The 24,903-nt window shown below is 62.5% G+C and carries 30 protein-coding genes; 15 read left to right on the forward strand and 15 right to left on the reverse strand.

The genetic code is table 11. The annotated features are described in order from the left end of the window. Positions 1–24 precede the first annotated feature (24 nt). A complete protein-coding gene (gene pyk, locus IYY11_RS08930; RefSeq protein ID WP_196392395.1) occupies positions 25–1,467 on the forward strand; it encodes a pyruvate kinase in 1,443 nt (480 codons plus the stop codon). Here pyk and IYY11_RS08935 read toward each other — a convergent pair. From IYY11_RS08935 to IYY11_RS08945, 3 genes are all read right to left on the reverse strand, one after another. Continuing rightward, complete coding sequence (locus IYY11_RS08935; RefSeq protein WP_014893040.1) at positions 1,464–1,676, reverse strand: cold-shock protein; 213 nt, start codon at positions 1,674–1,676, stop codon at positions 1,464–1,466. The genes pyk and IYY11_RS08935 overlap by 4 nt on opposite strands. A 187-nt stretch (positions 1,677–1,863) precedes the next feature. Continuing rightward, positions 1,864–2,343, reverse strand: a complete 480-nt coding sequence (locus tag IYY11_RS08940) for an N-acetyltransferase (protein WP_196403542.1) — start codon at positions 2,341–2,343, stop codon at positions 1,864–1,866. Continuing rightward, a complete protein-coding gene (locus IYY11_RS08945) occupies positions 2,340–3,131 on the reverse strand; it encodes an inositol monophosphatase family protein (RefSeq protein WP_196403543.1) in 792 nt (263 codons plus the stop codon). The genes IYY11_RS08940 and IYY11_RS08945 overlap by 4 nt, the downstream gene beginning before the upstream one ends. A 561-nt stretch (positions 3,132–3,692) precedes the next feature. Between IYY11_RS08945 and IYY11_RS08950 the strand changes: the two genes are divergently transcribed. Then, on the forward strand, positions 3,693–4,223 hold the full coding sequence (locus IYY11_RS08950) for a DUF1465 family protein (protein ID WP_196403544.1): 531 nt from the start codon (positions 3,693–3,695) through the stop codon (positions 4,221–4,223). 49 nt (positions 4,224–4,272) lie between these two features. Here the strand turns inward: IYY11_RS08950 and rpmE are convergent, their stop codons facing one another. Continuing rightward, positions 4,273–4,503: a 50S ribosomal protein L31 gene (gene rpmE / locus IYY11_RS08955; RefSeq protein ID WP_018408626.1), complete on the reverse strand. Its 231-nt coding sequence runs from the start codon at positions 4,501–4,503 to the stop codon at positions 4,273–4,275. 164 nt (positions 4,504–4,667) lie between these two features. Between rpmE and IYY11_RS08960 the strand changes: the two genes are divergently transcribed. Further along, positions 4,668–5,603: a homocysteine S-methyltransferase family protein gene (locus IYY11_RS08960; protein WP_196403545.1), complete on the forward strand. Its 936-nt coding sequence runs from the start codon at positions 4,668–4,670 to the stop codon at positions 5,601–5,603. A gap of 58 nt (positions 5,604–5,661) precedes the next feature. Here the strand turns inward: IYY11_RS08960 and cpdR are convergent, their stop codons facing one another. Continuing rightward, positions 5,662–6,036 (reverse strand): cell cycle two-component system response regulator CpdR, encoded by a 375-nt coding sequence (gene cpdR, locus IYY11_RS08965; RefSeq protein ID WP_196403546.1) that lies wholly within the window; start codon positions 6,034–6,036, stop codon positions 5,662–5,664. Positions 6,037–6,215: 179 nt separating this feature from the next. On the opposite strand from cpdR, the gene IYY11_RS08970 reads away from it, so the two are divergent. Together IYY11_RS08970 and hisN are read left to right on the forward strand one after the other, a co-directional pair. Beyond that, positions 6,216–7,175 carry an N-formylglutamate amidohydrolase gene (locus IYY11_RS08970; protein ID WP_196403547.1) on the forward strand — a complete coding sequence of 320 codons (960 nt, stop codon included), beginning with the start codon at positions 6,216–6,218 and terminating at the stop codon, positions 7,173–7,175. A gap of 33 nt (positions 7,176–7,208) precedes the next feature. Beyond that, positions 7,209–8,030 carry a histidinol-phosphatase gene (gene hisN / locus IYY11_RS08975; RefSeq protein WP_196403548.1) on the forward strand — a complete coding sequence of 274 codons (822 nt, stop codon included), beginning with the start codon at positions 7,209–7,211 and terminating at the stop codon, positions 8,028–8,030. Here the strand turns inward: hisN and IYY11_RS08980 are convergent. Continuing rightward, positions 8,027–8,974, reverse strand: coding sequence for an alpha/beta fold hydrolase (locus IYY11_RS08980; RefSeq protein WP_196403549.1), 948 nt, complete (start codon positions 8,972–8,974; stop codon positions 8,027–8,029). The two genes, hisN and IYY11_RS08980, sit on opposite strands and share 4 nt — an antisense overlap. Positions 8,975–9,401: 427 nt before the next feature. On the opposite strand from IYY11_RS08980, the gene IYY11_RS22980 reads away from it, so the two are divergent. Next, complete coding sequence (locus IYY11_RS22980; protein WP_312029716.1) at positions 9,402–9,644, forward strand: hypothetical protein; 243 nt, start codon at positions 9,402–9,404, stop codon at positions 9,642–9,644. A 129-nt stretch (positions 9,645–9,773) separates the two neighbouring features. Here IYY11_RS22980 and IYY11_RS08990 read toward each other — a convergent pair whose 3' ends face one another. The 3 genes from IYY11_RS08990 to IYY11_RS09000 form a co-directional block, all read right to left on the reverse strand. Then, complete coding sequence (locus IYY11_RS08990) at positions 9,774–10,175, reverse strand: DUF1398 domain-containing protein (RefSeq protein ID WP_196403550.1); 402 nt, start codon at positions 10,173–10,175, stop codon at positions 9,774–9,776. 47 nt (positions 10,176–10,222) lie between these two features. Next, positions 10,223–10,684 (reverse strand): MarR family winged helix-turn-helix transcriptional regulator, encoded by a 462-nt coding sequence (locus IYY11_RS08995; RefSeq protein ID WP_196403551.1) that lies wholly within the window; start codon positions 10,682–10,684, stop codon positions 10,223–10,225. 155 nt (positions 10,685–10,839) lie between these two features. Beyond that, positions 10,840–11,118 (reverse strand): hypothetical protein, encoded by a 279-nt coding sequence (locus IYY11_RS09000; RefSeq protein WP_196403552.1) that lies wholly within the window; start codon positions 11,116–11,118, stop codon positions 10,840–10,842. 382 nt (positions 11,119–11,500) lie between these two features. On the opposite strand from IYY11_RS09000, the gene IYY11_RS09005 reads away from it, so the two are divergent. The 4 genes from IYY11_RS09005 to IYY11_RS09020 all read left to right on the forward strand — a co-directional run bounded on the left by IYY11_RS09005 (position 11,501) and on the right by IYY11_RS09020 (position 13,056). Further along, positions 11,501–11,713, forward strand: coding sequence for a cold-shock protein (locus tag IYY11_RS09005; RefSeq protein WP_018408066.1), 213 nt, complete (start codon positions 11,501–11,503; stop codon positions 11,711–11,713). A 370-nt stretch (positions 11,714–12,083) separates the two neighbouring features. Next, positions 12,084–12,347: a hypothetical protein gene (locus IYY11_RS09010; RefSeq protein ID WP_196403553.1), complete on the forward strand. Its 264-nt coding sequence runs from the start codon at positions 12,084–12,086 to the stop codon at positions 12,345–12,347. A 16-nt stretch (positions 12,348–12,363) separates the two neighbouring features. Then, the gene (locus IYY11_RS09015) at positions 12,364–12,606 is read left to right on the forward strand and encodes a hypothetical protein (protein ID WP_196403554.1); all 243 of its coding nucleotides are present in this window, start codon (positions 12,364–12,366) and stop codon (positions 12,604–12,606) included. Positions 12,607–12,822: 216 nt separating this feature from the next. Then, on the forward strand, positions 12,823–13,056 hold the full coding sequence (locus tag IYY11_RS09020) for a hypothetical protein (protein ID WP_196403555.1): 234 nt from the start codon (positions 12,823–12,825) through the stop codon (positions 13,054–13,056). Between the two features lie 256 nt (positions 13,057–13,312). Here the strand turns inward: IYY11_RS09020 and IYY11_RS09025 are convergent, their stop codons facing one another. Genes IYY11_RS09025 through IYY11_RS09040 form a run of 4 tightly spaced genes read right to left on the reverse strand, consistent with a single transcriptional unit; the run spans position 13,313 to position 15,835 of the window. Then, on the reverse strand, positions 13,313–13,807 hold the full coding sequence (locus tag IYY11_RS09025; RefSeq protein ID WP_196403556.1) for a DoxX family protein: 495 nt from the start codon (positions 13,805–13,807) through the stop codon (positions 13,313–13,315). Positions 13,808–13,863: 56 nt separating this feature from the next. Beyond that, complete coding sequence (locus IYY11_RS09030; protein WP_196403557.1) at positions 13,864–14,637, reverse strand: DUF2063 domain-containing protein; 774 nt, start codon at positions 14,635–14,637, stop codon at positions 13,864–13,866. Then, positions 14,621–15,547 carry a DUF692 domain-containing protein gene (locus tag IYY11_RS09035; protein WP_196403558.1) on the reverse strand — a complete coding sequence of 309 codons (927 nt, stop codon included), beginning with the start codon at positions 15,545–15,547 and terminating at the stop codon, positions 14,621–14,623. Before IYY11_RS09035 ends, IYY11_RS09030 begins: the two co-directional genes overlap by 17 nt. A 9-nt stretch (positions 15,548–15,556) precedes the next feature. Further along, positions 15,557–15,835, reverse strand: coding sequence for a DUF2282 domain-containing protein (locus IYY11_RS09040; protein ID WP_124738062.1), 279 nt, complete (start codon positions 15,833–15,835; stop codon positions 15,557–15,559). A gap of 231 nt (positions 15,836–16,066) precedes the next feature. Between IYY11_RS09040 and IYY11_RS09045 the strand changes: the two genes are divergently transcribed. Continuing rightward, positions 16,067–16,642 carry an RNA polymerase sigma factor gene (locus tag IYY11_RS09045; protein ID WP_196403559.1) on the forward strand — a complete coding sequence of 192 codons (576 nt, stop codon included), beginning with the start codon at positions 16,067–16,069 and terminating at the stop codon, positions 16,640–16,642. 3 nt (positions 16,643–16,645) lie between these two features. Further along, positions 16,646–17,329, forward strand: coding sequence for an NrsF family protein (locus IYY11_RS09050; RefSeq protein WP_196403560.1), 684 nt, complete (start codon positions 16,646–16,648; stop codon positions 17,327–17,329). 70 nt (positions 17,330–17,399) lie between these two features. Here the strand turns inward: IYY11_RS09050 and IYY11_RS09055 are convergent, their stop codons facing one another. After that, positions 17,400–17,666 (reverse strand): hypothetical protein, encoded by a 267-nt coding sequence (locus tag IYY11_RS09055; protein ID WP_196403561.1) that lies wholly within the window; start codon positions 17,664–17,666, stop codon positions 17,400–17,402. A 359-nt stretch (positions 17,667–18,025) separates the two neighbouring features. On the opposite strand from IYY11_RS09055, the gene glsA reads away from it, so the two are divergent. Beyond that, positions 18,026–19,837, forward strand: coding sequence for a glutaminase A (gene glsA / locus IYY11_RS09060; RefSeq protein WP_196403562.1), 1,812 nt, complete (start codon positions 18,026–18,028; stop codon positions 19,835–19,837). A 28-nt stretch (positions 19,838–19,865) separates the two neighbouring features. Here glsA and IYY11_RS09065 read toward each other — a convergent pair whose 3' ends face one another. Continuing rightward, positions 19,866–20,201: a GYD domain-containing protein gene (locus tag IYY11_RS09065; RefSeq protein ID WP_196403563.1), complete on the reverse strand. Its 336-nt coding sequence runs from the start codon at positions 20,199–20,201 to the stop codon at positions 19,866–19,868. 179 nt (positions 20,202–20,380) lie between these two features. Here IYY11_RS09065 and IYY11_RS09070 point away from each other — a divergent pair, with 179 nt between their 5' ends. Beyond that, positions 20,381–21,577 carry an efflux RND transporter periplasmic adaptor subunit gene (locus IYY11_RS09070; RefSeq protein ID WP_196403564.1) on the forward strand — a complete coding sequence of 399 codons (1,197 nt, stop codon included), beginning with the start codon at positions 20,381–20,383 and terminating at the stop codon, positions 21,575–21,577. Positions 21,578–21,597: 20 nt separating this feature from the next. After that, entirely contained in the window at positions 21,598–24,879 is a 3,282-nt protein-coding gene (locus IYY11_RS09075) for an efflux RND transporter permease subunit (protein WP_196403565.1), read from the forward strand. The last annotated feature ends 24 nt before the right edge of the window (positions 24,880–24,903 follow it).

A 24,903-nucleotide genomic window follows, 5' to 3' on the forward strand; every position in this document is an offset into this window, starting at 1 on the left:
GACTCATTCAGGAACGGCTTCATCATGAGAAGGTCGCGGCGCGTCAAAATTATCGCAACGCTTGGTCCGGCGACGGTCGACAAAGCGGTCATCGCGGGGCTCGTGCGCGCCGGCGCCGACGTCTTCCGCATCAACATGAGCCACACGGATCATGCCGGCCTCGCCAGCTATGTTCGGATCATCCGCGAAATTGAGAACGATATCTCGCGCGCGATCGCTGTGCTCGTCGATCTCCAGGGCCCGAAGCTGCGCATCGGCGCCTTCGAGGAAGGCTCGGTGCATCTGCGCAAGGGCGACGTCTTCGTCTTCGACAGCGATCCCAAACCCGGCGACGCCACGCGCGTGCGCTTGCCGCATCCCGAGATTTTAGCGGCGCTCAAGGTCAATGATTCGATTCTCATCGACGATGGCCGGGTGCGGCTGCATGTCGTGGAAACGTCTCCGGAGCGGGCGCACGCCGTCGTCGACGTCGCCGGGCGCCTCTCGAACCGCAAGGGCGTCAGCCTGCCCGACACCGAAATTCCGATCACCTCGATGACCAACAAGGATCGCGCTGATCTCGACGCCGCGCTCAAAGAGCGCGTCGACTGGGTTGCGATCTCCTTCGTCCAGCGTCCCGAAGACGTCCTTGAAGTGAAGCAGATCACGCAAGGCCGGGTGATGGTCATGGCGAAGATCGAGAAGCCTCAAGCGATTTCGCGTCTCGAGGAGGTGATCGAGGTTTCCGACGCGCTGATGGTGGCGCGCGGCGACCTTGGCGTCGAAGTGCCGCTCGAGCGGGTCCCTGGACTTCAAAAACGCATCAACCGTTCGGCGCGACGACTGGGCAAACCGGTCGTCATCGCGACGCAGATGCTCGAGTCGATGATCCTGTCGCCCTTGCCGACGCGCGCCGAAGTGTCTGACGTGGCCACCGCCGTCTTTGAAGGCGCGGACGCCGTCATGCTCTCCGCCGAAAGCGCAGCGGGGCAATATCCGCACGAAGCCGTCGCCACGATGAGCCGAATCGCGGAAGAGGTCGAGACGGACGCGATCTACCGCTCGATCATCAATGCGCAGCGCGGGGAATTGCCCAATCCGACCTCAGCCGACGCCATCGCCGTCGCCGCCCGCGACGTGGCGCAAACGCTTCATTCGAAGGCGATCATCGCCTGGACGTCATCCGGAACGACGGCGCTGCGCATCGCCCGGGAACGGCCGCAGTCGCCGATCCTCGCGCTGACGCCGAAGCGCGACACGGCGCGTCGCCTGGCGCTTGTCTGGGGCGTGCACGCGCTGGAGACGCGCGACGCGGTCGACATTGAAGATATGGTGGGCCGCGCCTGCGAATATTCGGAGAGCGAGGGGTTCGGCGGCCCTGGCGACCGGGTCATCATCGTCGCCGGCATGCCTTTCGGCACGCCGGGCGCGACAAACATGATCCGCATCGCACATCTGGGCGAGCAGCGCCAAGACGGCGACGTCTAGTCCTGCAACTGCAGCTTATCGGCGGACGACCTGCCGCTACGCTTGTCCACGACAAGTTCGTAGGAAACCTTCTGGCCTTCGGCGAGGCTGTCCAGGCCTGCACGCTCGACGGCGCTGATATGAACGAAGACGTCCTGGCCGCCGGCGTCCGGCTGAATGAATCCGAAGCCCTTTTGTGCATTGAACCACTTTACGGCGCCTGTCGGCATGGCTTTTCCTTTCAAAATAGCGGGAACGCTGCGGATCGCTGCGTTCTTCTCAGTCAATCGAAGCTTGGGAAAGGTCAGGCGCCGCGCGTCTTGAGACGAGAGAGCAAGATCGTTCGGCCGAAACTCGAATGCGCGAATAATATTATAGGAGCGAACGCCCGATGAAAACCCGGCAGGCGAGGAATTGTTATTCTCCCTGCGGCCGCCATTCCATCATGACCGTTTCGCGACCGGACAATGTGTTCGCGCCGCGCCCGACGCGGGAAAATCCGTCGCGTTCGTAAAAATGGATGGCGCGAGCGTTGTCCGCATTGACGTCCAGCCGGATAAGCCTTGGCGAGACGTTTCGCGCCGCCGACAACAGCGACGCGCCGAGGCCTGCGCCGAATCGATCCGGAGCGACGCAAATCTGATCGAGCCAGCCGTCCGCCGGGTTGATCACGACGAAGCCTGCAAGCGTCGACTGGGCGTCAAACAGGCAGAGCGTCACAGATCCGGTCGCCTCCAACTCCCCAATACGGCGTAGGAGCCAGTCGCGGCGCGCCTCGAAGTCGATTTCGGGGTAGGTGGCCTGCCAGGAAGCGACCCAGACGTCGAGAATGAAGGGCCAGTCGTCGTCGACGCGCGAACGCAGATTCAACGACGCCTGTGCGGTCGGGGCGTTCACGCCTTCCTCATCAGATCGAGCAGCTGGCGGTGAATCGCCTCATTGCCTGCGCAGATCTCGCCCTTGCCAAGCATGTCCGGGCCGCCTGAAAAGTCGCTGACGAAGCCGCCGGCTTCGCGCACGAGAACGATTCCCGCCGCCACATCCCAGGAGCTGATGCCGCGCTCCCAATAGCCGTCGAAACGCCCGCAGGCGACCATCGCGAGATCGAGCGCGGCGGCGCCCAAGCGGCGAATATTGGCGATCTTTCCCATGCCGGCTGCAAGCTCGCGCTTGAAGGATTCATGATCGCGGACCCGCGCCAGCGGCGGTATTCCGCAGGCCACCATGGACTCGCCGAGCGACCGCCGTGCCGCGACGCGCATGCGGCGATTGTTGAAATAGGCGCCTTGGCCCAGCTCAGCGACGAACATGTCGTCGGTGGCGGGATTATAGACGAGGCCGGCGACGAGACGGTCCTCGCGCTCCAGGCCGATAGAGATGGCGAAGACCGGAACGCCATGGAGGAAATTCGAGGTGCCGTCGAGCGGGTCGATAATCCAGCGATGGCTCTTGTCGGCGCCTTCTACGACGCCGCCTTCCTCCAGAATGAAGCCATAGCCCGGGCGCGCCTTCGACAGCTCGTCGAAGAGAGTCTTCTCGGCGCGTTTGTCGGCCGCGCTAACGAAATCGCCCGGACCCTTCACCGATACTTGGAGGTTCTCCACCTCCCCGAAATCGCGTTTAAGGCCACGTCCAGCTTTCAGCGCGGCGGCGGTCATCACATTCATCAAGGCGGAGCGAATCATTTAAGGAGAGCCTAGGGGGAGGGTTGTGGGAGGTTCAACGCTTTTCGAGCGCGGCGAGCGCCCGAGGACGCGCGCGGAGGCTTGTTCAAATGCGCCAGTTTTCGCCCTGGAGCCAGTCCCTTTTTCGGCTTGATTGACAGAACGTTGGGTTGAACTGGCGCGTTGTCCGGTAATTGGGTCGGCGTTTCTTTTTGTCGCCGATGCTGGCGAGCGGCGCTAACCGGCCCCCGCAAGGGAAGCTCTTTTGCCGCCCGCTTCGCCTCCATCGGCCAAAAACGCTCGACACAGGAGCAGTTTGGCGCGTTAACCTTAAATTAAGGATTATCATGCAGCCTGAAAGCGTCCCTTCAGTGGGACGTCCGAGTGGCTTCTTCTCCACTCGTCCTTGATGCCTCCCTGTCAAGAAGCCTTGAGAGCCGCCGTCGCGGCTCTCTTTTTGCGTCCGGCGCCCGCGCCGGCCCGTTAAGGTTAAGGAAAGGCTAAGCGCGCGCCCCTCGGTCCTCTGCGATACAGTTCAAGCCATCGGAGACGCAACCGCGTCCAATTTGCGTGAACGTTCGTATGGCTCGAGTCAAAGGCAGCGTAGGGGAGAAGCAGCCGGTCTCTTTCATCGAGAGACTGGCGGGGTCCGAGGGCTTTTGCGCTCTATTTCGCGAGGGAATGAGCCTCGTGGAGGAGGCGGCCGCCTATCTCGACGGCGACGGACGTTTCGACGCGAAGGCGCTGCCGCGGACCGAAGCTCTCGCCTATGCGGCTGAAAGCATGCGGTTGACGACAAGGCTGATGCAGATTGCGTCCTGGCTGTTGCTGCAGCGCGCGGTGAATCAGGGAGAGCTGACGCGCCATCAGGCGGCGAGCAACCGGCACCGCGTCAAGCTTCGTGAGCAGGAGCTCGCCTCGGCCCCCGACCTCTTCCAGCGCCTGCCGCTCCGCCTGCGCGAGCTGTCGCTGCAGTCGCTGCGCCTGCAGGCGCGGATTATCCACCTTGACCGGCTGATCCATGCGCTCGAGCCAGCGCTCGCCGCGCCGGCGCCAACGTCCAGTCCGGTCGAAGCGCAGATCGCGAGACTGCGGGCCGCTTTCGCCCAGTAAAATCCTTCAGGCGAGCAACTGAGGCGGCGGTTCTCCCGCCGCCTTCTTTTTATTTCTTGCCGAAAGAGAGATTTCCGAAGCGGGAGTTGAAGCGCGACAAGCGTCCGCCGCGGTCGAGCAGTTGCGTCGATCCGCCCGTCCAGGCCGGGTGCGTCTTCGGGTCGATGTCGAGCTGCATCGTGTCCCCCGCCTTACCCCAGGTGGAACGGGTCGTAAATTCCGTGCCGTCGGTCATCACGACCTTGATCATGTGATATCCGGGGTGGATGTCCTTCTTCATAACGATGCATCCTTTTTGCGATGGAAACGACTGAAGACCCACGCCGCGGCGGCGCGGGGTCGGCCGTTCGAAACAAGCGAATTTGCTGGCGCTGATAACGCACTGCGGGCAAATGGGCAAGTTGGCCCCTCGCGGCCGGGCGCCACAAGCGAGGAATACAGGTAATGACCAGATACCGAGCAGATCTGCCGCAGCTGAAGCCGGGTCTCTTCGTCAGCGACGGGGGCATGGAGACGACGCTTATCTTTCATGAGGGCGTCGAGTTGCCGCATTTCGCGTCGTTTGTCCTGCTCGACAGTGAGGATGGCCGGGCGCGGCTCCGCGCCTATTACGAACGCTACCTCGCGATCGCGCGGCGCCACGGACGCGGCTTGATGCTGGACAGTCCGACCTGGCGCGCAAATCCCGACTGGGGCGCGAAGCTTGGCTATGACGCGGCAGGGTTGAAGCGCATCAATGAAGCATCGATTGCGCTTCTCGACGAGCTTCGGCGGTCTTGGCAGACGGCTCAAACGCCGATCGTCGTCGCCGGCGTGGTCGGGCCGCGCGGCGACGGCTACGCCGAAGGGCGCATGAGCGCCGTGGAAGCGGAAGACTATCACGCGCCGCAGATCGCCTCCTTCGCCCAAACGGCCGCCGACATGGTCGCGGCCTACACGCTGAATTATGTCGAGGAGGCGATCGGGATCGCCCGCGCCGCCCGCGCGCTCGCCATGCCCTGCTCAATTTCCTTCACGGTGGAGACCGACGGCAAACTTATCGGCGGGCGGAGCTTGCGCGACGCGGTCGAGACGGTGGATCGCGAAACCGACGCAGCGCCTGCCTATTTCATGATCAACTGCGCCCATCCGACGCATTTCGAGCAGGCGCTCTCCGCGGACGCGCCTTGGATAAGTCGGCTGCTCGGCGTCAAGGCCAACGCTTCGACAAAAAGCCACGCCGAGCTGGACGAATCGGAGACGCTCGACTCCGGCGATCCCGTCGATCTCGGCCGCAGATATCGAAGATTGCGCGAGACATATCCCGGCCTGCGCATCCTGGGCGGATGCTGCGGGACGGACGATCGCCATGTCGCCGCGATCTGCGAAGCCTGCGCCTAGAGCGCGCCGCGTGATCTGCATTGGGCGATAAAGCCGGATGCAGCGTGATCTAAAGCGCTCAGGCCGCAAGCATTCTGTGCACCTCGCTGACCAAATCGCGCAGATGGAACGGCTTGGAAAGGATTTTCGCCTGTCGCGGCGCGTGACTGTCGGGGTTGAGCGCCACGGCGGCGAAGCCGGTGATGAACATGACCTTGATGTCGGGATCGAGTTCGGTCGCCCGGCGGGCGAGTTCGATTCCGTCCATCTCGGGCATGACGATGTCGGTCAGCAGGAGTTCGAAGGGTTCGACCCGAAGCTGATCGTAGGCAGAAAGCCCGTTGTCGAATGACGTGACGGAAAAACCGGCCTGCTGCAAAGCCTTGACCAGGAAGCGCCGCATGTCGTTGTCGTCTTCCGCAAGCAGAATTCTTGCGGTCGGTCTATCGTTCATCGCCATCCTCGCGGGTTTTTAGCCATATCGCCCGAGCTTCGTAAATTTCAGGTGAAACCGGGGTGGCGCCGCGTTAACTTAGCGCCCAGTATAGCGCGACGCACCGTCCTTTTTGAGCTGATCCGTCACGCCGGCGCTCATCTGCAGCGGCGGTCGCGGCGCGGAAATGAGAAAAACGAATGAACGACGGCATGCGCGAGTGGCGCGAAACCAATTTGACGGCGACGCCCTGCTGCGAACCGGAATTTGAACGCGCCTTCGACATCATCGAGCCGGATGCGCTCATCTCGCCGCTGGTCTTTTCCTCACCGCATTCGGGGCGGATCTATCCTGCGCGCTTTCTCGCCGCGACGCCGCTCGACGCGGCGACGCTGCGCCGTTCGGAAGACGCCTATGTCGACGATCTCTTCGCCTCGGCGTCATCCCTGGGAGCGCCTCTGCTGCGGGCGCGATTTCCCCGCGCCTATCTCGATCTCAATCGCGAACCTTACGAACTCGACCCAAAGCTCTTCGAAGGCGGTTTGCCGTCCTTCGCCAACACGCGCTCGCTGCGCGTCGCAGCGGGACTGGGCACGATCCCGCGCGTGGTCGCCGACGCGCGCGAGATCTATGCAAGCCGCCTCACGCTCGAGGAGGGCTTGCGGCGCATCGACAGCCTCTACAAGCCCTACCATGCGGCCTTGCGCGGCCTGATGGAGCGCGCCGCGGCGCATTTCGGCGTCGCCGTGCTGATTGATTGCCATTCGATGCCTTCGACCGGCGCGCGCGACCCTTTGCTTTCGACGCGGGGCGACAAGCGGCGCATCGACTTCGTCATCGGCGACCGCTACGGCGCCAGCGCCTCCACCGGACTCGTCGATATTGTCGAGGATCGGTTGCGCGGACGCGGCTATCACGTCATGCGCAATCGGCCCTATGCGGGCGGTTTTATCACCGAGCATTACGGCAAGCCCGCCGGGGGCTGGCACGCGCTGCAGATCGAAGTGTCGCGTGGTCTTTACATGGACGAGTCTACGCTCCAGAAGAACGAGCGCTTCGACGCCGTCGCCCGCGATCTTGCGGACGTCATGGCGGTGGTGGCGCGCCATGAAGACTTGAGCGAGATTTTGGGCGGCGAGCGGCGGGCGGCGGCCGAATAGCCGGGCGCTCGATGCGCCCCGCTGGGAGCTGGCATGACCGCCGTTGATTTCGATAAGTTCGTTGAGCGCCTCGCCGACGTTTCGGCGGAAGCCATCATGCCTTTTTTCAGGACCGCGCTCGCCGCCGACGACAAGGCGCATGGGGGGGCGTTCGATCCCGTCACGGAAGCCGACCGCGGCGCCGAACTCGCCATGCGGCGGCTGATCGAGGCGACCTTTCCCGACCACGGGGTCTATGGCGAAGAATTCGGACATTTGCGCGAAAACGCTGAATATGTCTGGGTGCTCGATCCGATCGACGGCACCAAGAGTTTCATCTGCGGCCTGCCGCTGTGGGGCACGCTGATCGGCCTCACGCATCGCGGGCGTCCCTGCTATGGCCTGATGAGCCAGCCGTTCACCCGAGAGCGGTTCTTCGGCGACGGCGAGGCCGCCTATTGGCGCGGGCCGGCGCGCGGGCCGGAGGGCGCGCGCGGCGTTCTTGAGACGCGTAGGATCGCCACCCGCCACTGTCCAGAGCTCGCGCAGGCGACGCTGATGACGACATCGCCGCTGCTGATCGACCCGGCGCTGCGCGAGCATTTTCACCGCGTTGAGCGCGGGGCGCGGCTTTCCCGCTACGGCGGCGACTGCTACGCCTATTGCGCGCTTGCGGCCGGCCATGTCGACCTCGTCATCGAGACGAATTTGCAGCCCTACGACATCGTCGCGCTGATTCCGATCATCGAGGGCGCGGGGGGCGTCGTCACCAATTGGAACGGCGGCGCGGCGGCGCTGGGCGGCGCCATCGTCGCCGCGGGCGACCCGGCGCTGCACGAACAGGCGTTGAAGCTGCTCGGCGAGCACGCGCTCTAGGAAACGCGCGCTTCGCCCGGAATGAAAGCGTCAAAGCCGCGCCAGAACTGACTGCGAAACTCGTCGCGCTCCATCATGAGTTCATGCTTGGCGCCGGGGACCATCGCGAGAGCGCCGCTGTCGAGATTTTGAGCGAAACGCTCGATGGCGGCGTTGGAGACGATCATCTCGCGCCCGCAGCCGAACATCAGGATGGTCGCGCGGATTCTTCGGGCATAGTCGGGCGATTCGAAGCCCCTCATGAGACGGAAGGCGGCGTTGACCCAGCCGATCGTCGGATCGCCGATGGCGAGCTGCGGCGCCACCCTGAGGATCGCCGCGTTTCGTTCAAAGCGAACCGGATCCGTGGTCAGGAGATTGCCGTTGAAGGGCTTTTCGATAAAGGAGGCGCCGGTTCCGCCCGGAATGTACATGCCGCCCAGTCCGCCCATGTCGAGCGTGTCGGCGAGCCAGCGTGAGGCGCGCGGAAAGCGCAGATTGGCGAGATCAATCATGGGGGCCGTCAGCACGAAGCGCTGGAACGGCGTTTTTCCTGCATGCGCCGCGTCCAGCAGGATGGCCGCGCCCATCGAATGGGCCAGGGCGAACCAGGGCTGCGGCCGGTCGCTCAACACCTGGGAAATGAAAACCTCCAGATCGCGCTGATATTGCGAGAAGTCGTCGATATGGCCCTTGCGCGAGTCGGCGAGTTCGCGCTCCGAGCCGGCCTGGCCGCGCCAATCGAGCGCCACCACGTCGAGGCGGCGACTGCGCAAGTCCTCGATCGTCTCGAAATATTTTTCGATGAATTCATTGTGGCCCTGAAACAGCGCCACCGTGCCACGCGCACTTCCGCTGCAGGGAAATGCGGCGGCGCGCAATCGCCGGCCGTCCCGCGTCTTCAGGGAGTAAACGGCGGCGCCCTCGGGGATCGGGTTGCCGGGCGACGCGACAAGTTCTCGCATGGGATCTCCTCGGCGCTTCAGAGCCGAATCTTCGCGCCAAGATAATGCATTTTGGCGACAAGGCCGAACGGCGCCGTTTCAGTCGGCGCAGAAGGCGGCGAGACGTCGCGGCTCTTCAAAGTTCAGTCTGCCGTTGACGATGGCGTCGACCCGTCCGGAAGCGCCGATCAGATAGTGCAGCGGCGTGACCACGCCGCCGCCGGCCGTGGCGCCGTAGAACGTTCAGAGTCGCAAAATCGGCCTCTTCAGGAGACGCTGCATATCGAGCCCAAAAGCTTTGATGTGATCAAGCGCGAAGACTTCTCTGGCAAGGCCGCTCATCGACAAAGTCGTCGGCGTCGGAATCGCGGCGCATGAGGGTCATCTGTTCGGCGTCGTAAATCAGCTGCTCGGCCTTTTCACGGCTTTATCTTTTCTGACGCTCGTCGTGACGTCGATCCTGATGTGGCTGCGGCGTCGCCCGAAAGGCGCATTGGGCGCCCCGCCGGCGCTCGTAACGCCGCCGCGTCTGGCGCCTGCGCTCGTCTTGCTGATTTTGGCGATAGGCGTTTTTCTGCCTACCCTCGGCGTGTCGCTCATCCTTGTTCTCGGCTTTGAAGCTACCGCGCGGCGCTTCCTGCCCGGCGTTTCACGATGGCTCGGGCTGACGCCGCGCGCCGCCCCAGTTTGAGACGATTCAGAGCTCAATTCGCTCGCTGCATCCGGAAGCTTCACATGGCTTTAAAGGACGTGTGAGGGACATGATCGGCGCCGCTCACTGAAACCGAAACGCCGCCGCAACCCGAAAAGCTTTCGAATTCTACTGCGGGAAGTGCTCCACATGCGTTTCAGCGGTGCGGCCAAAGTAGAGTACGCGGCGGCCCGAGAAGGACACGATGTAGCCCGCGCATCCCAAGGCCTTCACATTCTTGCAGAAGGCGGCATAGGAGTAGCCAGGCGGATTGGTCTGCGCCCATTTGACCTGAGCCGAAACTCCCGCCCCGTCGAACTGCGCGGCAATCACTCCGTCCGACGGGCGGTTTTCGAGCACGACGCTATCCCCATCCGGCAGGAAATAGGTCGTGGCGTTACGGCGGTAATCGACGAAATAGCCCTCGAACCCAGCTTGTATCAGCGCTCCGACGATATCGGGAAACGCCATCGTCTTATCGTAGGCCGCATTCAGGCAGTTTTGAGCAATAGAGATCCGCTGCGCTTGCATCGCGCCATCCTTCTCGTCCGTGTATAGCGTCCTTCCGCCGATCAACGTCAGTCGATCGGCGCCTTCGTCAGTTTGCGTTCGGATATGATTTTCATGAGCAGCGCTCTCAATGCGCGCTGCTCATCGGGCGCAAGCATCTTGAAGAAAGCGGCGTCGTTCGCATCCGCGATCGCCGCCAGCGCTGGGACCAGCGCCCGGCCGGCTTCCGTGAGAGCCAGCACCTGAGCCCGCCGATCCGTCGGATTTGCCTCATGCTCCACAAGGCCCTTCTCGTCGAGGCGCTCTGCGAGCTTCGAGATTGCCCCCCGGGTCATGCCCATGCGTTCCGCGAGCATTGACGGCGCAATGCGGTTGGCGTCGTAGAGCGTTCTCAGAAACACCCATTCCGCTACGGTGACCCCTTCCTTTTCCACTCGCCGGGCGAAATTTTGCGATACAGCGTTGGAAACCGCTCTAAGCCAATAGCCGAGGTGGTGGTGGAGATCCGATGGTGGCTTGTCGTTTGGCACAGGCGCTCCGTTGACTAGGAAACTGCCTGAATGTCGTTTCCTAGTCAACAAGTAGTTGCGGCGGCACGCGCTGCATTCACACCCGCGGTCGATGCGCCAAACTTCAAAGGGCGTTTCGCGGTCCGCCAGGTCCCGCATCCACGCTGGCGCGCCGCTCAGATCGTGATCGGCGGCGCGTCGGCGCGAAATGTTCGCGAAAGAATGCGCCAAGCCATCCTATCGCCGGTCAGAGCGAAGTCCCCGTCATCGCAGCAGTCCGCGGCAAGTTCGGCAACTATCCGCCACTCGTCTGTGGTCGGCGAGAGCCAGATCTCCTCTGGGGTCCGATCATCGCTGGAGAGCGACAGAATCGCATGCACGACGACCAGATGGGCGCGGGGATGTTCAGCCCACCACGCTGATGATGCAAAGGGGAGAATCACTTTTTCGCTCATCGCCCTTGCTCCTTCGCCTTATGCTCACTGCCGCAAAGCCGGAGGGTGTTTACGAAATGGGCGCTGCGGCCGATGAAAGCAATTTTAATTTGGACTTATTTCGTCTCGAAGGTGAAGCCCAATGTATTCTTGACTCCCCAAACCGGGCCGAAATGTTTTTCCCTCGAAGCCCGGCCGAGGTCTCAACTTCGCTCAGTTCTTCCTGCGTTACAGCTTGTATTTTCGCCCATATGCGCTAAATATTGAACATCGAGTTTCGGCCGAATGATCTTGCTTCCGCTCCCTTGGCGCGTCGGCTTCTGACTTCCTCTCCAGAACTTCGATCCCCAAGCGCCACGCAATCTTGCATGGCGCAGACAGCTGTTCTCGAAAGGACACGTCAATGCAGACCGGTATCGTAAAATGGTTCAACGCCCAAAAAGGCTTCGGCTTCATCCAGCCGGAGTCCGGCGGCCCGGACGTATTCGTCCACATCAGCGCGGTTGAGCGCGCAGGGTTGATGGGCCTCGCCGAAGGCCAGAAGCTCAGCTACGAAATCGCCATCGATCGTCGTAGCGGAAAGTCTTCGGCCGATCAGCTGCAGGTCGCAGCTTAATCATCTTCCCGGCCCCTGGTGGTCCGGCCGCAACGCGGCCGATCGCCGGGGCCGGCGAGTTCCTTTAGAAGGAATGAGACTCTTCAAGCGTCCGCGCAGGATTGCGCAGTAGGGGACGTTGAGCGCGCGGCCCATTCATACGAGGGGCGGACATGGCTAAAGGCCAACAACGCAGTAATCGCGAAGCGAAAAAGCCCAAGAAAGACAAACCCCGCGACGGGGGTGCGGCGGTCGTCAAGGATTCGTCCTGGCAGACCGTTGAAAAGCTCCAGGCGCGCGAAGCCGAAGCGAAGCGACGGCGGTAAGTCGAGCGCATGGCGGGCTCATCGCCTGAATGCGCTCGTGACGATCACTCGAGGAGCGCCTCCACATGACCAATGACAACGACACGATCCGAAGCTTTCGGCGTCCGGCGCAAAGGCTTACCGCCTCTCCATCGCATAAATTCGCGATCGGGGTTCGCGTGATCCAAAAATTCGGAGCCGCGACGGGGACGGATTCGTTCAGCATCTCCCGCCATCTGCCAGACGCCGGCGCCGGCCTGCAGTACCGGATGAAGAGAGAACGCGATGGGCAGGAACGGGTCGCCGTAGAATCCGCTCTCGAACTCGTCGCGAAAGACTTCATGCAGTAGCTTTTTGGAGGGCTCGATGGACGCAAAGCAATATACAGCGGAAGCCGCCCTCTATTTTTCAAAAGCGGCCCATTCGAATTCAAAGTCCCTCAATTTTCGGCGCTTCGAGCACGCCTCCGAAGCTATTCGCTTCGCCGTAGAGGAGCTTACGCCAAAGGCGCTCGCCGGCTGCTCCCTCGAAGTGGATGAACAGCATTTCTTCGGCCGCGAGATTCGGCCGCTTTACGACAGCGAAGATTATCCGTTACGCCGCAGGTGATAAGAGCCGCGTATCGCGCCTGAGACGGCCGCGCCTTAAGTCGGATTGAAATATCTTGCTAGAGCGCGGCGTCGCATCACGCGCGCAGTTGTCGTCAGCCCCCTTCCTTAAGCTGCTTCAGCGTTCGCGCGCCTCGTCCTTTCGAAGCGTGGCGCCCTATCTGTCCTTGCGAGCGCGATCAGGCGGAAGGCCTGAGCGCAAGCGAGGATCAGAACAATGGCCAAGACACAGAAGATGGCCAAGACAGACGTCAAGACATACGTCATGTCGGACGCAAAGACCTCTGACGACATCAGCGGCGCGACGGCTCCGCTCGCCTTCGCCGGAATCGGCTCCGCACTGGCCGCAGGTTTGGGCGTCGCCGCGGCAGGACTTTCCGTTGCATTCACGTGCGCCATCGCCGGGGCGATCGGCGGAGCGGTCCTCGGCGTGTGGCTCAACCGCCGCTGAGGCAATTCCTGCGGAAGGCATAGAAGCCACACGATCCTCTCTCCACGAGGGGCGCGTGCGACGGCGCACATTCGCGCGGTTCTGCAACGGGTAGCGTTTTCCTCACAAAACAACAGGAGGACGTCATGTCGAAATTTACCAGCGCGTTTGTCGGAGCCATCATCGGATCGGTCATCTTCTTTGGAGTCGGCGCCGGTTTGGCTCATGCCCATACTGCGCCTCAGCAGACTGGATCCGTTGTCTATGTCGAGGCGCCTTAAGCGCGCCTCGGCGACCACGCTCGAAACAGCAGATGGTCGAGGGAGATCGCGCCGGGCCCACGGGCGATCAGCACGGTGAGGATCGCCACCCAATAGGCGTGGACGGTCCACCATGCATCGGGATAGACGAAGATCTGGATGACGATTGTCATCACCAAAAGAATGAACGCCGACAAGCGCGTCAAAAGCCCAAGGACAAGCAGCAGCGGCAGGACGAATTCGAGGCCGCTCGCCACATAGGCGGCGGCGGTCGGCGAAATGAGCGGCAGTTTATATTCGTCGGCGAACAGCGCGAAGGTCGCGCTGCGCACGGCTGTCGGAATCTGGAACGATAGATCAAGGCCGAAAATTTCGCGGCCGAGAGTCGGTCCTTCAATCTTCGTCTGACCGGAGACGAAGAACGGATGCGCGGCGACGATGCGCAGGAAGAGGGCGATCAGAGAGTAGGGGATCGCATCCAACCAGCGCACGATCTTTCTTATGAAATTCATTGCGTTCAAGCTCCATCAATGATCGCCGCGGCCACGCCAAAACGCGTTTTCTAAGTTCAGTGCGCGACGCTGACGGCCACGAAGGCTCCAGTCAAGAAAAGCTCGCGCAAGCAATCGATCAGTTTGAATTCCGCCGCGACGCCGGTCGCCGCATTCATGGCTTCGCCGAAAGTTCTTCCGTTCCTGAGCGCGTCCACGAAAGCCGATCCGCCGGAAGGAAGCGGCGACACGCTGATCGCCAGCTCAGGACGAACGACGAGCGCCTCTTCGCCGTGGTCCAATACCACTGGCGTCATCTCGTCGTCCGACATGTGCCGCCGCCAGATCGAAACGATTGGATACGCGGACGCCACGACATGCGTTGAGGGATGCAGAACAGCCGTTGCGTTGTCTAGTCGCTCGTGTGAGAGGGCGCGCAGGAAATCCAATGGCAGCGGCGCGGCGTCAGCGGCGTGATAGGCTTGGCCGACGGCATATTCCAGCCGCGCGACGTCCGGAAGGTAAGGAAGTTCGCGCGCCGGTTCAAATTCCGAAACGAACGCCGGAAACGCGTCGCCATACTCGAAACGCATCGGCGTGCGCGGAAGGCGTTCGCGCACATAGCATTGCGCCATGGCGCGGAAAAATTCATCGCCGACCAACTGCAGGCAAATTGGAAAGCGCTCCGCCAGCGCGTCGACCAGTCCGACGCACACATTGTTGCGATAGACCGCGAAGCGTCGCTTTGGCGCAAAGCCGTGGCTTGCTTCAACCTCGTTGGGCGGCGGCAGCTCTGGGTCGAGCAGCGCGCGGACAAATGCGCTCTGATCGAAATCAGCCGAGGTCGTCATGAAGCGCCTTCGATCTTAAGCCATCTTCAACAGCGCGCCGCCGCGTTTCAAGGAACGCCTCGGCTTGCGTCGCTTGCGCCAAGAGGGTCGGCCAGGGCGGGACGTCGTTGTCCCATTCGATCAGCGTCGCGACTGGTCCGCGTCGCGCCAGCGCGCGATGATATAGGCGCCAAACCGCATCAGGGACGGGCGCGCAATGCGCGTCGATCAGCAGAGGGTCGCCAATCTCGTCGAGATCCTCGGCATATCCGGCAAGATGAATCTCTTCGACGTAGGCCATCGGGAAGGCGTCGATATAGTCCTCCGCCGAATAGGCGAGGTTCGTTGCGCTGACATAGACGTTGGTCACGTCGAGCAGCAGCCGGCAATCCGTGCGGCGCACGACCTCGTGCAGGAAGTCGATCTCCGAATGCTCCGAGGATCGGAACCGCAGATAGGCTGCTGGGTTTTCGAGGAGGATCGGCCTGCCGAGCGCCTCCTGGATTTCGTCTACATGAGCGACGACATGCGCCAACGTCGTCGCGTTATAGGGCAGGGGCAGCAAGTCGTTGAGAAAGCGCGCGCCTTGCGTCGACCAGGCGAGATGTTCGGAGAACGCGGCCGGTTCGTAGCGATCGACAAGACTCTTCACGCGCCGAAGATGCGCGCGGTCGAGGGGCTCAGCGCCGCCGACGGACAGGCCGACGCCATGGATCGAGAGCGGCGAATCTTTGCGCAAACGCATCAGCTGCGCGTGCGGAGTCCCGCCGGCGCCCATGTAATTCTCGGCGTGGATTTCGAAAAATCCGAGATCGTGCGCGGAGGCTTCGATGTCGGCGAGATGCACGCTCTTGAAACCGACTCCAGCGCGGGCGGGCAGCGAGGACGCTGCGCGCTCACGGCTATGTTCGGGGGCGGAATGCGCGCCCATGCCGGGGCCTCAGTGCGAAATCGGCTCGAGGCTGCCTTTGCCCTTGGGCGTCACGATAGACGTGCACGTGCCCTTGGGAACATATTTCCACGCGTCGCCTTGATAATTGGTCTTTGACGTTCCCGCGCAACTGGTTCCCGGGCCTGCCGCACAATCATTCTTGCCCTTCAGGGAGACGCCGAAGCACTTTTCCTGGTCGTTCGCGGCCTGAGCCGTTTCCGCCAGAGCGACAGCCGTCGCGAAGGCGCCGGCGATCGCAAAGGCGGCGCAAAGCTTCTTGTCTGACATCCTGATCTCCCTCTGCTTGCGTCCGATTCGTCCATAAAAGGCGATCGGTTGAAATCTGACGTATTCGGCGTGCAATTCAAGACGACCGTTCGCCGTCTCAAGGGTCAATTTCGTCTCGACGGCGTCAAAGGTTACAGCCGAAGGAGTTCATCGAAAACTACGAAAAAGTCGAGTAGGGTGAGATGGCGCGCGGACGCTTGATTGATTAGAGCTGGCAGATTCGCAGCGGACATGAGCGAATTGAGCGATACGTCGAACGATCGGGAAAGCCGCTGGCGCGCGCTGATGGCGTCGGCGCAGGACGGCGATCATGCCGCGTATGGCGAGCTCTTGTCCGATCTCTTTCCCGTTTTGCTCCGGTTCGTCGTGCGAAAATGGCCGAACGCGCACGACACGGAAGACGTGGTTCAGGAAATCCTGGTGTCCATTCACACCGTGCGCCAGACCTACGATCGCCGGCGTCCGTTTACGCCCTGGCTGATGACCATCGCGGCGCGGCGCGTCGCCGACGCCGCGCGAAGTCGTTACGCACGCGGCGCCAACGAAACGACCGTCGATGTTTTGCCTGAAACCTTTGACGGCGACGGCGCGAAATCCGAACAAGAGACGAGGGACGATCGCGAGGCGCTTCGCAGAGCCATGGCGATCCTGCCGGCTAGCCAGCGCCAGGCGATTGAACTGATCAAGATCCAGGGTCTTTCGTTGGATGAAGCGTCTCAGGTCACGGGGAAGAGCGTTGGCGCGCTGAAAGTCGGAATCCATAGAGCCATCAAAGCGATGCGGCAGGCCCTGGAGCGGATTGGCTAGCGAATGTTGAACCAAGACCTGATCGAAACCCTGACCGACAATTGCGCGCCGATACGCCCGCTCCCGCATCCTGCGTGGCGCGCGCTCGTTTGGTTCGCGGTTTCGCTTTGTTATGTCGCGATCGTGGTGGCGGTCATGGGGGTGAGGCCCGACTTTGTCGCCAAGATCGCCGACCCGCAGTTCGCGACGGAATTGGCTGCGGCGTTCCTGACGAGCGTCGTCGCCGCAGCGGGCGCCTTCAGCGCCGGCTGTCCGGCGCGCCCGATCTGGGAGCGGCTCGCCGCCGGATTGTTCTTCTTGCTCTGGGCAGGCGCGCTCGTCGTTGGATGCTGGAGGGACGTTGACGCCTTCGGCGTGTCCGGTCTCCTCTCGCATTCGGACATTTATTGCCTGCCCGCCATTCTCGCCATCAGCATCCCGGCGGCGGTGTTGATCCTGTCGATGGTCAAGCGCGGCGCGCCCATCGCGCCATTCGTGACGATTGGACTTGCGGCGCTCGCATCGACGGCCTTGGCGGCGGCGGCGCTACGTCTTTCCTTCAGACAGGACGCGGCAGTGTCGGTCTGCATCTGGCAGTTCGGTTCCGTCGTCCTGCTGACGGGAATCGCCTCGCTGTTCGGCCGGGCGCTCCTGCATTGGACCAGGCGCGACGAGCTGATGGCCTCTTTTCAAGCGGATCGTCGCTAATCTGACGCTCCGGAAATTTAAAAACGGCGCGGAACGGACGAAGAAAGCGTATCCGTCCGCGCCGCTTGGCTTACATCTCGGCGACCTTGCCGCCCTTCGCCTCGCAAGCCGCTGCTGATTTTTCGGGCACCCACCCCTGACCCTTGCATGAGTTCATGCCCTTGCAGGCGTTGTTCGCGGTCTTGCAGGCGCTGGTTCCCTTGCACGAATTGATTCCGGCGCAATGGACCGACTTGCTCATTTTTTTGGCGAGCGCCGGCGCAGGCGCCGCGCCGCTTAGAACCAGGGCGATCGCCGCGGCGGCCATTGAGGCGCCCGAAACGGTTTTGACGTTCATTTCCATCTCCTTGAAATTCAGCTCGCAGGACGAGCGTTCCAGGTTCACGGGGAACCTGCGGACGCTATTCGTCACCGCTGCGAATAAGGTTACAGCGCGCGGCGCGTGCGAGGAGCGGGCGGCGCTCCCGACTTCGGCCTTATTTGCGGCCGCGCGGGCAAGAACGACGGGCCCGCTCCGCCCTTCGTCTTTAAAAAAGTCCACTGTGAAAAACTTCTGCAGTATCGCGGAGTTGATCGATGGGAGATCACGCGTGATCGGCCGAGTTCGGAGAAGATTAGTGACAGGCATATACTTTGCTGTGACGATTAATCAGACTGTGGGATCAGTTCCGCAGGCGAGAAAAATTTGGAGACGCCGTGTATCCACCGCTCCGCGGCTTTTTGCGCCGCTGCCATGAACAGTTCGCCGCCGACGATTCCGGCGCGGTCGCCAATTACATTCCGGAATTGACGAGGGCGAACCCAGCGCATTTCGGCGTCAGCCTCGCGACGATCGACGGACATGTCTATGAGGTCGGCGACAGTTCCACGCCTTTTACGATTCAGTCGATATCGAAGGCCTTTGTCTTCGCGCTCGCCCTCGAAACGCTTGGCCACGAGCGCGTCGAGTCGGTGATCGGCGTCGAGCCTAGCGGCGAGGCTTTCAATTCGATTCGACTGACGGGCGACAACAAGCCGTTCAATCCCATGGTCAACGCTGGAGCGATCGCCTGTTCCGGGCTGATCCATCAGCATGAAGGCGATGGCGCTTTTGACCTCATCCATCGGACGCTCGGCCGCTTCGCCGGACGCGAACTCGACGTCGACGAAGCGGTGTTCGCCTCGGAACGCGCGACCGGCGACAGGAATCGCGCTATCGCCTGGCTGCTTCGTAATTATTCGGTGCTCGGCGACGACGTCGACGCCGTTCTGGACGTCTATTTTCGTCAATGCGCCGTGCTCGTCACCGCGCGCGATCTGGCGGTCATGGCGGCGACGCTAGCCAACAGCGGCCGCAACCCGCTCACCGGCGAGCAGATCATTTCCCCTTACGTCGTGGCGCGCACGCTATCGGTGATGACGAGCTCCGGCATGTACGACTATGCCGGCGAGTGGATCTATCGGGTGGGAATTCCCGCGAAGAGCGGGGTCGGCGGCGGAATCATCGCCGCCCTTCCGGCGCAACTGGGGCTCGGCACGTTTTCGCCCCGGCTCGACAGTCATGGCAACAGCGTCCGCGGTCTAAAGGTCTGCGAGGCGCTGTCGGCGCATTTCGGATTGCATGTGCTCAATCGCAGCGACGATGTGCGCACCTGCATCATCAGCGATTACAACGCAGCCGGCGTTTCCTCGCGCCGCAACCGACAGAATTTCGAGCTGGCGATTCTTCAAGAGCGCGCAAGCGACATTCGGGTGATCGAACTCGTCGGCGCGCTCTCATTCGCCGCAATGGACTACGTCTCGCGCAGGCTGGATGGCGAAGGGCCGCCGGGCGAGCTGCTGATTTTGGACTTTCGACGCGTTCCGAGCGCGACGACCGCCGCTGCGCGACTTCTGGCGGAGACGCTCGCTGGCCTCGCTACTCGCGGCGTCACCCTTATCGTCGCCGGCTTTGAAAAGGCGTCGCAGCTCTGGCAGGCGATCCACGCAGAGCGCGACGTTTTGCCAAAACTGCGTCATTTTTCGCTGCTCGACGACGCAATCGAATGGGCCGAAGATCAAGTGATCTATCGCTATGGCGGCTTCGAAGGCCTGGCCAAGACGACCCATCTCAGTGAGCAGGCGCTGCTCGCTGGGCTGTGTTCGGATGAAATAGACCACATCGCGGCGATCGGGTTTGCGCGTAATTTCAAAACCGGCGAGCGGATCATCGCCGCCGGAGATCCGGCAGCCTCGCTGTTCTTTCTGCAAAGCGGCATGGTCAGCGTGAAATTGCGCAGCGGCGCGCGTTTGGCGTCGATTTCGCCGGGCATGGCATTCGGCGAGATGGCGCTCATCGAACGCGAGCGCAGCGCAGACGTATGGGCCGACACGGCGGTGCAGTGCCTCGAATTGCCGCTCGGCGCCTATGCGTCGTTTCGCAAGAGCCATTCAGCAAGCGGAGAACTGATCATGCGAAATCTTGCAGCTTTATTGGCAAGGCGCCTAGTGCTTGCAAACGCCAAAGTCGACCTGCTCAGCGCCTATTGAATTGCGGAAAAGGCATGGAGCCGGCATGCTACGCCGTCGTTTTTGGCGTCATGTTCGGGGCCGTGGCCGCCTGCAGGAGCATCGCGCTCGTCTCGTCAGCCGAGAATACTCTGGTGAGGCGATTGCGGCTCAGATGCCCTGCGGCGACGTCCGCGATCTCTATAGCCGCGGCGGTGGTTTCATCGGGCGCTTCGAAGAGCGCGAACCCGTCATATTCTGCGCCGGGCGTGTAATATAAGCCGATGAGGCGGCCACCGAAGTGCCTGAGAAGCGCTTCTGAAGCCGCAGCGCGATCCTGGGGCGCCTTGATGAGGGTCGCCCAAGCGGCAGGAGAATAGGCAAACTGCGCCAGGAACAAGGGCATGTTATCAGCTCCTCCGTCCGGAGGCGGTAGTTTGCGCGTTTTAGCAAAGCTTGGCAATGCGGGCGGGCGAGGCGCAGCGGAGCACGATTTGCCTTCTGGTGGCGCTGCCCTTACGTCGTCTGCGCTGTGCGCCGGTCAAGAATGGCCGGTTCAATGCGAACGTCAAAACCGGAGGTGAGATGCTGTTGGCTTTTGTGGCGGCGCGCGGCGGCGATGGTCACGGGAGAGTCGCTAGCGCATTGTTTAAAACGCTCGCGGCATTGGTGTTTCTCGGCCAATCAGCGGGGGCGCGCGCAGAGGGTCCAGCCCCCGAAGTGGTGGTCTCCCGCCCACTCGCCAGGACGATTCCGCGCTGGGACGAATATACGGGTCGTTTCGAGGCCCTAAAGCAGGTCGAGGTGCGCGCGCGCGTCTCCGGCGCTCTGGAGAAGATCAATTTCACCGATGGGCAGTTCGTCAAAGCCGGCGACGTCCTCTTCGTCATCGATCAGCGGCCGTATCTGATCGCGGTCGACAGCGCGCGGGCGGAACTCACTCGGGCGCAGGCGCAAGCCGTGGCGTCGATCCGCGATTACGCCCGCGCTCAGGAAATGACGCAGGGTCGCACCATCACCGCGCGCGACGTCGATCAGCGCAAAGCGAGCAATGATATCGCCAGGGCGCAGGTTTTGAGCGCCGAAGCCGCACTTCGCAACGCGGAGCTCAATCTGGAATGGACGCAGGTCCGTGCGCCGATCGCCGGGCGGGTGTCGGACCGTCGCGTCGATTCGGGCAATCTCGTTCAGGGCGGACAGGCGGATGCGACTTTGCTCACGACGATCGTGACGCTCGATCCCATCCACTTCATCTTCGACGCCTCCGAGGCCGACTACATTCGCTATGCGCGCGCAGCGGAGCGCCAGAAAGAAAACTCGCGCGAATTCAAAAATCGCGTTTCGGTACGCCTTGCCGACGAGACCGAGTGGACCCGCAGCGGCGTCATGGACTTCATGGACAATCAGCTCAATCGGCGCTCCGGCACGATCCGTGGCCGGGCCGTCTTCGACAACAAGGACTATTTCCTGACGCCCGGCACCTTTGGGCGCCTGCGCCTGTTCGGCGGCGACGTCTCCGCGCTGCTCATTCCCGATGCTTCCGTCGTCTCCGATCAGACGAGCAAGACCGTGCTTGTCGTGTCGGACGACAACAAGGTCATCGCCAAATCGGTGAGTCTTGGCCCCATTCACAATGGTTTGCGCGTGATCCAATCCGGCCTCGACGCGAAGGATCGGATCGTGATCGGCGGGCTCGCAAATCCGATGGTTCGATCCGGCGCGACCGTTCAGCCCAAGGAAGGCGAGATCAAGGAAGCGCCTGTCGCGGTCAGCGACCGATAGACGTCGAGATCAGGAACGCTATGCGCATTTCGCACTTCTTCATCGAGCGGCCGATCTTTGCGGCGGTGCTTTCCGTGCTTCTGACGCTTGCGGGCGCGATTGCGCAAGGCGCGCTTCCCGTTTCCGAATATCCGGAAATCGCGCCGCCGACGGTGAATATCAGCGCAACCTATCCCGGCGCGTCGGCGGACGTGATCGCCGAGACCGTGGCCTCGCCCATCGAGCAGGAGGTCAATGGCGTCGACGACATGCTCTATATCACGTCGCAGTCGACAGGCGACGGACGCGTGTCGATCGACGTCGTGTTCAAGCCGGGCGTCAACATCGATCTCGCGCAGGTGCTCGTTCAGAACCGCGTCGCCATCGCCAATCCGCGCTTGCCGGAGGAGGTGACGCGTTTCGGCGTCGTGGTGAAGAAGGCATCGCCGGATCTGATGATGGTCGTCCATCTGCTGTCGCCCGACGGCTCGCGCGACCAGCAATATATTTCAAATTACGCGACGCTTTACGTGAAGGACGCCATCGCCCGAATCGACGGGGTCGGCGACGCGCGCCTCTTTGGCGCGAGAGATTATTCGATGCGCGTATGGCTCGATCCGGCGAAAGTCGAAGCGCGCGATCTGACGGCGGGCGACGTCATCGCCGCTTTGCGCGGCGCCAATCTGCAAGTCGCCGCGGGCGCGGTCAATCAGCCGCCGGCGGCCTCGGCGGGCGCCTTCCAGCTTTCGGTGCAGACTCTGGGACGGCTCAGCACGCCGGAGCAATTCGGCGACATCGTCATCCGCGCCGACGCCGACGGCCAGATTCATCTGCGCGATATCGCGCGCATCGAATTCGGCGCGCAGGATTATACGCTCAACGCCTATCTCAACCACGACGTTGCGACGGCGCTCGGCATCTTTCAGCGTCCCGGCTCGAACGCCTTGCAGACGGCCGAAGCCGTCAAGCAGGAGATGGAACGGCTCAAGAAGAATTTCCCTGCCGGCGTCGATTACACGGTCGTCTACAATCCCACCGAGTTCATCCAGCAGTCGGTCGATGAGGTCGTTCATACGCTGCTCGAGGCGATCGTTCTCGTCGTTCTCGTCGTCATCCTGTTCCTGCAGACATGGCGCGCGGCGATCATTCCCGTGGCGGCGATCCCGGTGTCGCTGATCGGCAGCTTCGCCGTGATGAAGGCGGCCGGCCTCAGCTTCAACACGCTCTCGCTCTTCGGCCTGGTGCTCGCCATCGGCATCGTCGTCGACGACGCGATCGTCGTCGTGGAGAATGTCGAGCGCTATCTTGCGCAAGGGCTATCGCCCAAGGAAGCCGCGCACAAGACCATGGACGAAGTCGGCGGGGCGCTGATCGCGATCGCGCTCGTGCTCTGCGGCGTGTTCATCCCCACCGCCTTCATCAGCGGCTTGCAGGGCGCGTTCTATAAGCAATTCGCCATCACCATCGCGAGCGCCACGCTGATCTCAGCCTTCGTTTCGCTGACCCTGTCGCCGGCGCTGGCGGCGATGTTGTTGAAGCCGCATGATGTGGAGGAGGAAGAGAAGACGCATCGGCTGAGCTGGGCGCATGCGCCGCTGCGGCGCTTCTTCGACGCCTTTAATTCTGCATTCGACAGGGTGTCGACGGCATATGGCGCGGCGACGGGCCGTCTCGTGCGGCTTGGCGTCGTCATGCTCGCCGTCTATGCGATCCTCATCTTTTTCGCCTTCGATCTGCTGCGTCGAACGCCGACCGGCCTCATTCCGCAACTCGATCGCGGCTATGTGATCGCCGCTTTCCAATTGCCGCCCGGGGCGACGCTCGATCGCACGGATAAGGTCATGCGCGCGGCGACCGACATTATTTTGAAACGTGCGGGCGTGAAGGACGCCGTCGTTTTCACCGGCTTCGATGGCGCGACATTCACCAATGCGCCGAACACCGGCGTGATTTTCGTCACGCTGGAGGCCTTCGAGGAACGTGCAAAGAAGGGGCTGTCCTCCGCCCAGATCCAAGCCGACCTTTACGGCCAATTGTCCAAGCTGAACGACGCCTTCGTCTTCGTGCTGGCGCCGGCGTCGGTGCCCGGCATCGGCACCGGCGGCGGCCTCAAGGGCTATGTGCAGGATCGCGCCGGGCGTGGACTTCCCGCGCTCGAAGGCGCGACGTGGGCGCTGGCGGGCGCGGCCGGTCAGTCGGGAGAATTCACGCAGGCGTTCACGCTGTTCAACACGCGCACGCCGCAAATCTTCGCTGACGTCGATCGCACGAAAGCCGAACTCATCGGCGTGCCGATCTCGCGCGTTTTCGAGACGCTTTCGGTCTATCTTGGCTCGACCTTCGTCAACGACTTCAATGTCCTTGGACGCACCTACCGCGTCATGGCGCAGGCGGACGATCCCTTTCGCCTGACGCTGCGCGACATCGCCAATCTGAAGACCCGCAGCGCCTCGGGCGCGATGGCGCCGATCGGCGCGGTGGCCACCTTCCGCGATGCGACGGGGGCGTTCCGCGTGCCGCGCTACAATCTCTATCCGGCCGCCGAGGTGCAGCTCAATCTCGCGCGCGGCGTCTCCTCGGGCCAGGGCATCGCGGCGGTCGAGAAGCTCGCGTCGGAGAAGCTGCCGCAAGGATTCGGCTTCGAATGGACCGAAATCGCCCTGCAGGAGAAGCTTGCCGGGAATACCGCCGCCATCGCGTTTGGCCTGGCGGTGGTGTTCGTCTTTCTGCTGCTCGCCGCGCTTTATGAGAGCCTGCTCCTGCCGGTTTCGGTGATCCTCATCGTGCCGATGTGCATTCTCGCGGCGATGCTCGGGGTCGTCTCACGGGGGCTCGATCGCAACATATTGGTCGAGATCGGGCTGGTCGTGCTGATCGGCCTCGCGGCGAAGAACGCGATTCTAATCGTCGAATTCGCCAAGCAGGCGGAAGACGCCGGCCAATCCAAATTCGACGCCGCCGTCACCGCCGCCCGTACGCGTCTTCGGCCCATTCTGATGACGTCGCTGGCGTTCATTCTCGGCGTGCTGCCGCTCGCCGTCGCCGAAGGCGCGGGCGCCGAAATGCGTCAATCCATCGGCACGGCGGTGTTCTTCGGCATGCTCGGCGTGACGCTGTTCGGCCTCGCGTTCACGCCGACCTTCTACGTGGTCGTGCGCATCTTCGCGCGATATTTCCGGTCGGGAAGCGACCGCGACTCCACGCCGGCGGCTGCAAGGTCTGGCGGGAGCTTCGCGCAAGAGATCGGCTTGCACGAAGCAAAAAAGATTGATCTGGGCCGAGCCAAGAGGTGGCTCGCCGGCCTTCGGCGCAGGCTGCAATGATCAAGCGCGGGGGCGAAGGGACGC

It is taken from the genome of Methylocystis sp. H62, assembly GCF_015709515.1.
GTDB lineage: Bacteria > Pseudomonadota > Alphaproteobacteria > Rhizobiales > Beijerinckiaceae > Methylocystis.